General features: G+C 75.2%; 7 protein-coding genes. 5 read left to right on the top strand and 2 right to left on the bottom strand.

What is annotated here, in order from left to right; genetic code table 11:
* The coding region (locus I4I78_RS28940; RefSeq protein ID WP_218614680.1) for a DNA-formamidopyrimidine glycosylase family protein at positions 1-724 on the bottom strand (724 nt) is incomplete at its 3' end.
* A gap of 138 nt (positions 725-862) precedes the next feature.
* Between I4I78_RS28940 and I4I78_RS28935 the strand changes: the two genes are divergently transcribed.
* The 3 genes from I4I78_RS28935 to I4I78_RS28925 all read left to right on the top strand — a co-directional run bounded on the left by I4I78_RS28935 (position 863) and on the right by I4I78_RS28925 (position 2,718).
* Complete coding sequence (locus tag I4I78_RS28935) at positions 863-1,189, top strand: DUF6412 domain-containing protein (RefSeq protein WP_218614679.1); 327 nt, start codon at positions 863-865, stop codon at positions 1,187-1,189.
* A gap of 103 nt (positions 1,190-1,292) precedes the next feature.
* On the top strand, positions 1,293-2,249 hold the full coding sequence (gene yidC / locus I4I78_RS28930) for a membrane protein insertase YidC (RefSeq protein ID WP_218614678.1): 957 nt from the start codon (positions 1,293-1,295) through the stop codon (positions 2,247-2,249).
* 10 nt (positions 2,250-2,259) lie between these two features.
* Positions 2,260-2,718, top strand: a complete 459-nt coding sequence (locus I4I78_RS28925; RefSeq protein WP_218614677.1) for a hypothetical protein — start codon at positions 2,260-2,262, stop codon at positions 2,716-2,718.
* A gap of 87 nt (positions 2,719-2,805) precedes the next feature.
* On the opposite strand, the gene I4I78_RS28920 is transcribed toward I4I78_RS28925, so the two are convergent.
* Complete coding sequence (locus I4I78_RS28920) at positions 2,806-4,263, bottom strand: glycosyltransferase family 39 protein (protein WP_218614676.1); 1,458 nt, start codon at positions 4,261-4,263, stop codon at positions 2,806-2,808.
* A gap of 249 nt (positions 4,264-4,512) precedes the next feature.
* Between I4I78_RS28920 and I4I78_RS28915 the strand changes: the two genes are divergently transcribed.
* Together I4I78_RS28915 and I4I78_RS28910 are read left to right on the top strand one after the other, a co-directional pair.
* Positions 4,513-5,463 carry an ATP-binding cassette domain-containing protein gene (locus tag I4I78_RS28915; protein WP_218614675.1) on the top strand — a complete coding sequence of 317 codons (951 nt, stop codon included), beginning with the start codon at positions 4,513-4,515 and terminating at the stop codon, positions 5,461-5,463.
* Positions 5,463-6,135, top strand: a 673-nt coding sequence (locus I4I78_RS28910; protein WP_218614674.1) for an ABC transporter permease, incomplete at its 3' end; no start/stop codon positions are given. The genes I4I78_RS28915 and I4I78_RS28910, both read left to right, overlap by 1 nt.

Genomic DNA, 6,135 nt, shown 5'->3' with positions numbered 1-6,135 from the left:
TCCGGACCCGGGTCCCGCAGCGGCGGCACGGGCGCCCCGCACGTTCGAACACCCAGTGCGCCTGCCCGGCGGCCAGTGAGCCGGTCGTGGTCTGCTCCGGGCGGTCGGCGTTGGCCAGCAGCAGCTTGCGACACAGCGCGATCACCGCGGCGAGGTCGGGGGTGTCGCGGACGAGGACCCACGGGGTGAACCCGGCCAGGAAGCAGACCTCGTTGCGGTAGAGGTTGCCGACCCCGGCCATCACGCGCTGCTCGAGCAGCGCCAGGCCGATCTCGTGATCACCGCGCGCGGACAGGCGGCGCAGGGCCTCGGCGGCGTGCGCGTCGTCCCACTCCGGGTCGAGCAGGTCCGGGCCCAGGTGCCCGACCAGGCGGTCCTCCTCGGCGGTGGGCAGCAGTTCCAGGTCGTGCAGGGCGAACCCGACGGCCACCCGCTCGCAGGTCTCGAGCACGGCGCGGGCCTCGTGCGCGGCGCGGCGCCAGCGGGTCCCCGGCCGGTAGAGGTGCCAGGAGCCGTCCATCCGGAAGTGGCTGTGCAGGCTGCGGCCGTCGTCGAAGCGGGTGAACAGGTGCTTGCCGACCGGGACGACGCCGGTCACGGTCAGCCCGGCCAGGTCGTGCCCGACGAGCCGGGGATGGCGCAGCTCCCCGCGCAGCAGGCGGTGCCCGGCCAGCGCGGCGTGCATCCGCTTGCCGGCGAGGTACACGGTGTCTCCCTCGGGCACCCGGCGACGGTACTGCGCCGTGTCCTCGCCCGCCGTCCGTCCCCGCCCGCTCTCCGTTCCCGCCTGCCGTCCGTCCGGCCGGAGGCGTCCAGGTGCGGGCGCGCGGTACCGTGGCTGCTGACCTCGGGGGAGGGGCCGATGCACCGGACGACGACGGGACGCGAGCTGATCGGCGTGCTCGCGGTACTCGTCGCGGCGTGTGCGCTGCTGGCCTCGCCGACACTGTCGGCGACCGGGGAGTTCGGTGTCCTGGCCGGCGTCGTCGGCCTCGCGCTCTGGTCCTGGTGCCGGTCCCGGGGCGACGTGGCGACCCTGCGCGCCATCGCCTCGCCACCGACCGCGATCCGCGCCCGGCGCCGGGCTGCGGGTCGGACGTCGGTGCCCCGCCAGGCCGACCCGGACGCCCCGGGACGGCCACGTCCGCGGGCTCCCGGACGTGTCGCGGTGGTGCGGTCCGCGCTCTAGCGAGGCCTGCTCCACCGACCGCCGTCCCTGACCGGTCGACCTCCCGGAGCCCCTCCATGTCCTGTTGCACCCCTGCCTGCCCGCACACCTGCGGGGTGGCCCCGTGCTAGACGTCCTCTACTACCCCGTCTCGGGCCTGATGTGGGCCTGGCACCAGCTCTTCGGGGCCCTGCTCGGCCCCACCAGCGGCCTGTCCTGGGCGCTGGCCGTGGTGTTCCTCGTCCTGACCGTGCGCGCGCTGCTGGTCCGGCCGGCCCTGCGCCAGATGCGGTCCGCCCGCCGAATGCGGGTGTTGGGCCCGGAGCTGGCCCGGCTGCGGGAACGCCACCGCGGCGACACGCGCCGGCTGGCCGAACAGACCCGGGCGCTGCATGCGGCGCACGGCACGTCCCCGCTGGCCGGGATGGCGCCGCTGCTGCTGCAGCTCCCGGTGTTCGTCGCGTTGCTGCACGTGCTTCGGTCGTTCAACCGGCCCGGCCTGAGCCTCGAGGCCAACGCCGCGATCGCGAACTACGCGTTCGGCGCCGACGACGTCCGCTCGTTCCTGCAGGCGCGCCTGTTCGGGGCACCGCTGTCGGCCTGGATGTCGATGCCCTCGGACCTGCTGGACTCGTTCGGCGGCGCGCCGGTGGCGCACGCGCACGTGGTCGCGGTGGTGGTGCCGCTGGCGGTGCTGGCCGCGGTGGCCACGCACCTGAGCGCGCGGCTGTCCCGGCGTCGCGTCCCGGCCCCGGAGCCCGGCGCCGACCCGGCGGCGGCGCTGATGTCGCGGATCACCGGCGTCCTGCCGTGGGTGCTGCCGATCGGGGTGCTCGGCGGCGGGCTGCTGTTCCCGGTGCCGGTCGCGCTGCTGCTGTACTGGCTGACCGGCAGCGTCGCGACGCTCGTCCAGCAGTGGTTGCTGGCCCGGATCGTCGACCGCGAACCCCTGCCGGAGCGACCGCCGGAGCGAACGCCCGAGCCGGAGGCGGTGCGTCGAGCGACCGGCCCGCGGCCCGGCCGGAAGCCCCTGCCCGGCCAGAAGCCCCTGCCCGGCCGGACGGCGCGCCGGGCCCACTAGGGTCGGCGGTGTGCACTCGGGTCTGCGGAAGGTCACGCTCGGACTGACGACCCTCGCCGCGGCCCTGGTGGTCGCGGGCTGCGGCGGCAGCGACGCCGTCCAGGTCTCCGGGCCGCCGACGCCGACGTTCCCGCCCGGGGTGGTGCCCAGCGCGACGCTGGACGACACGCGCACGAAGCTGTCCTCGATCGCGCAGGACGAGTGCGCCCGCGACGATCCGGCCGCGATCTACCCGACGTGCGGGCGGTTCGTGAGCGAGGTGCAGGCCTCGCTGCCGGCAGTCCGGGAGCAGGCGCCGAACGCGACGCGGGCGGCCGACACCGTGCAGTCCGGTATCGGCCGCTTCGTCTCCGGCGGGTGCGTGAACGCGGCCAACTCCGGTCCGGCCGGGGACCCGCGGACCTGCGGGCCGGCGCTGGCCACCCTGCAGGCCGACGTGCGCGACCTGGTCACCGCCGTCGGGCGTTAGACGCCTCGGCCGGCGCCTGTCGGCCCGGTCCGCACCGCCGAACTCGTCCTCGACGTCACACCGGGTGCGCCCGGCCGGTAGCGCCGCTCAGCCGACGGACAGCGTCCGCAGCTGCGGCCAGATCACCGGCCACGACGCGTGGCGCCCGGTGGCCAGCCACAGCCCGGCATCGGCCCCGATGTCGCCGACCCGGCGCACGTCACCGAAGAACGGCTGCAGCCCGGCCGCGTCGTGGCCGATCCAGAGCACGGAGTCGATGTCCGGGGCCGGCGGGGTGAAGTAGCCGTAGCTGCGGTTCCCGCTGTAGGCGGGCGGCAGCCCGAACTCGGTGGCCCGGCCGTCGATGATGGCGGCGTAGATGTAGGACTGGCCCATCACCACCGTGCGCTCGCGCTGCGCGGCCGGCAGCGCCCGGTAGGCGGCCGCGGTGGCATCGGCGATGGCCCGGCCGGGTTCGGGGCTCGCCACCGACGGCGAGATGACCAGCATGCCGGCCGCGGCGGCGACGGAGACGAGGTAGGCCGGCCAGACGACCCACCGCCCGCGGCGGTGGCCGGCCTCCCGGCGGCGCTGCAGCCCCAGCGCCCCGGCCGCGGCGAGCAGCCCGTAGAGCCCGCCGAGGTAGTACGGCCGCCCGACCGCGACCACGAAGAACACGAACATCACCACCGAGGCGATCCCGAGGAACCGGTAGGGCCGCAGCTCCGTGGCGCCGAGCAGGCGGGCGACGCCATAGAGCGACAGGACGGTGCCCGCGACCCCGGCGCCGACGAGCATGCACACCGCGACACCCCAGCGACCGCCGTAGAGCGAGTCGGCCTCCGCGACGACGATCGCGCCCATCTGCAGCTGCGGCCAGCCGTGCACGCCCTGCCAGATCAACGTCGGCGCGGCCAGCAGGGCCGCGACACCGGCTCCCGCCCCGAGCATCGGCCGGCGCAGCAGCTCACGGGGCCCCGCCGCGAGCACGCTCAGGGCCAGCACCACGCACAGCGCCAGCACCTGGAACTTCGTCTCGGCGGCGACCCCGGCCACCGCACCCAGCACGAGCAGCAGGCGGTCGTCGCGCACCCGGACCCAGCGCACCAGCAGCCAGAACAGCAGCAGCCACTGCACCGGTTCGAGGGTGTAGGGGGTCAGCCAGTGCCCGGCGAGCGTGACCCACAACGTGGTCGCCTGGGCGCCTGCGGTGAGCACCTGCGCACGCCGGTCGCCGCCGAGCTCGCGGGCGATCAGTGCGGCGACGACGACGGCCGCGACGGTGGCCAGCACCGCAGGCACGCGCAGGGCGACGACGGAACCCGGGGCGATCGCGTCCATCAGTGCCGCGAGAAGCGGCGCGACCGGGGGCTGGTCGGCCGAGCCGAAGTCCAGGTGGTCGCGGCCGATGACGAGCATCAGCAGCTCGTCGAACCAGTAGCCGCCGCCGAGGCCGGCCGCCACGAGGTGGGCGATCCCGACCACGCCGGCGACGATGAGCACCGGTAGCCGGGCGAAGCGCGGGACGGTTGCGGCGCTCGGCGCGTTCGCGATGGTCGTCGTCATGGTCCCCCCAGGTCGTTCCGGACCGGACCAGTACAGCGTGGACGGCCCGGTGACCTCTGCCGGACGAGGTCGGGGACGGGCCCGGCGGACGTCGCCCACGGGACCGACTTTCGTCGGGGTGCGGGTCGGGGACTCGCGGTGTCACGCCCCCGGGTCCGGTGACACCGCCGTGACACCGCGGTGCAACCGGGCGCGCGGACGCTGCTCGTGCAGGCGGCCACCGGGGCCGCCGCGACGAGAGGCGGGGCGATGACCGACATCCCACCCGCGATCCGGGTCACCGGGTTGCGCAAGTCCTACGGCGAGAAGGTCGTGCTCGCCCACGTCGACCTCGACGTGCCGGCCGGCACGATCTTCGCGCTGCTCGGCCCGAACGGCGCCGGCAAGACCACCACCGTGCAGATCCTGTCGACGCTGATCGAGCGCAGCGGCGGCGACGTCGCGGTGGCGGGGCACGACCTCGACACCGAGCCGGACGCGGTGCGCGCCGCGATCGGTGTCACCGGGCAGTTCTCGGCCGTGGACGGCCTGCTCACCGGCCGGGAGAACCTGCTGCTGATGGCCGACCTGCGGCACCTCGCCCGCGGCGAGGGGCGCCGGCTCGCCGACGAGCTGCTCGAGCGCTTCGACCTCGTGGAGGCCGCCGGGACGCCGGCCGGGACGTACTCCGGAGGCATGCGCCGCCGCCTGGACCTGGCGATGACGCTGGTCGGTGACCCGCGGATCATCTTCCTGGACGAGCCGACCACCGGGCTGGACCCGCGCAGCCGCCGTGCCGTGTGGGCCGCGGTCCGGGCGCTCGTCGCGGACGGCGTCACGATCTTCCTGACCACGCAGTACCTGGAGGAGGCCGACCAGCTCGCGGACCGGATCGCCGTCCTCGACCACGGCGTCCTGGTGGCGCAGGGGAGCCCCGAGGAGCTCAAGCGGCGCACGCCCGGCGGGCACGTGCGGCTGCGGTTCACCGACCCGGGCGACCTCGCCCGCGCGGCAGGCGCCGTCGAGGGAGCGCGCCGCGACGACGAGGCCCTGACGCTCGAGGTCCCGGGCGACGGCGGGGTCGCCTCGCTGCGTGCGCTGCTCGACCGGCTCGACACCGCCGCGGTCGAGGTCGCCGACCTGACCGTGCACACCCCTGACCTGGACGACGTGTTCCTGGCCCTCACCGGCCGGGTGCGGACCGAGAAGGAGACCGTGTGATGATCGCCGACGCGCTGACCATGACCCGGCGCAGCCTGCGCCACATCGCCCGCTACCCCTCGTTGACGGTGCTGCTGGTCGGCTTCCCGGTGGTGTTCCTGCTGCTGTTCGTGTTCGTGTTCGGCGGCACGCTCGGTGCCGGGCTGGCGGGGGCCTCCGGCGGCGGGCGCGCCGCCTACCTCGCCTACCTCACGCCGGGGATCCTCCTCGTGGCCGTCACGTCGGCGGCCCAGGGCACGGCGATCACGGTGGCCACCGACATGACCGAGGGCATCGTCGCCCGGTTCCGCACGATGTCGATATCGCGGGCGTCGGTGCTCACCGGGCACGTCGTCGGCAGCGTCGCGCAGGCCCTGCTCTGCGTCCTGGTCACGCTCGGGGTGGCGCTGGCGATCGGGTACCGGCCCTCGGCCGGGCCGCTCGCCTGGCTGGGCGTGCTCGGCGTCGTCACGCTGCTCTCGCTGGCCCTGACCTGGCTCTCGGTCGCGCTCGGGATGGTGAGCAAGAGCGTGGAGACGGCCAGCAACCTGCCGATGTTCCTGACCCTGCTGCCGTTCCTGGGCAGCGCGTTCGTGCCCGCCGCCTCGATGCCGGCCGGCCTGCGCACCTTCGCCGAGTACCAGCCGTTCACGCCGGTGATCGAGACGCTGCGCGGGCTGCTGGACGGCACAC

Source organism: Pseudonocardia sp. KRD291, from assembly GCF_019263595.1.
Classification (GTDB): domain Bacteria; phylum Actinomycetota; class Actinomycetes; order Mycobacteriales; family Pseudonocardiaceae; genus Pseudonocardia.
This window is presented reverse-complemented; position numbering and strand designations above follow the sequence as displayed.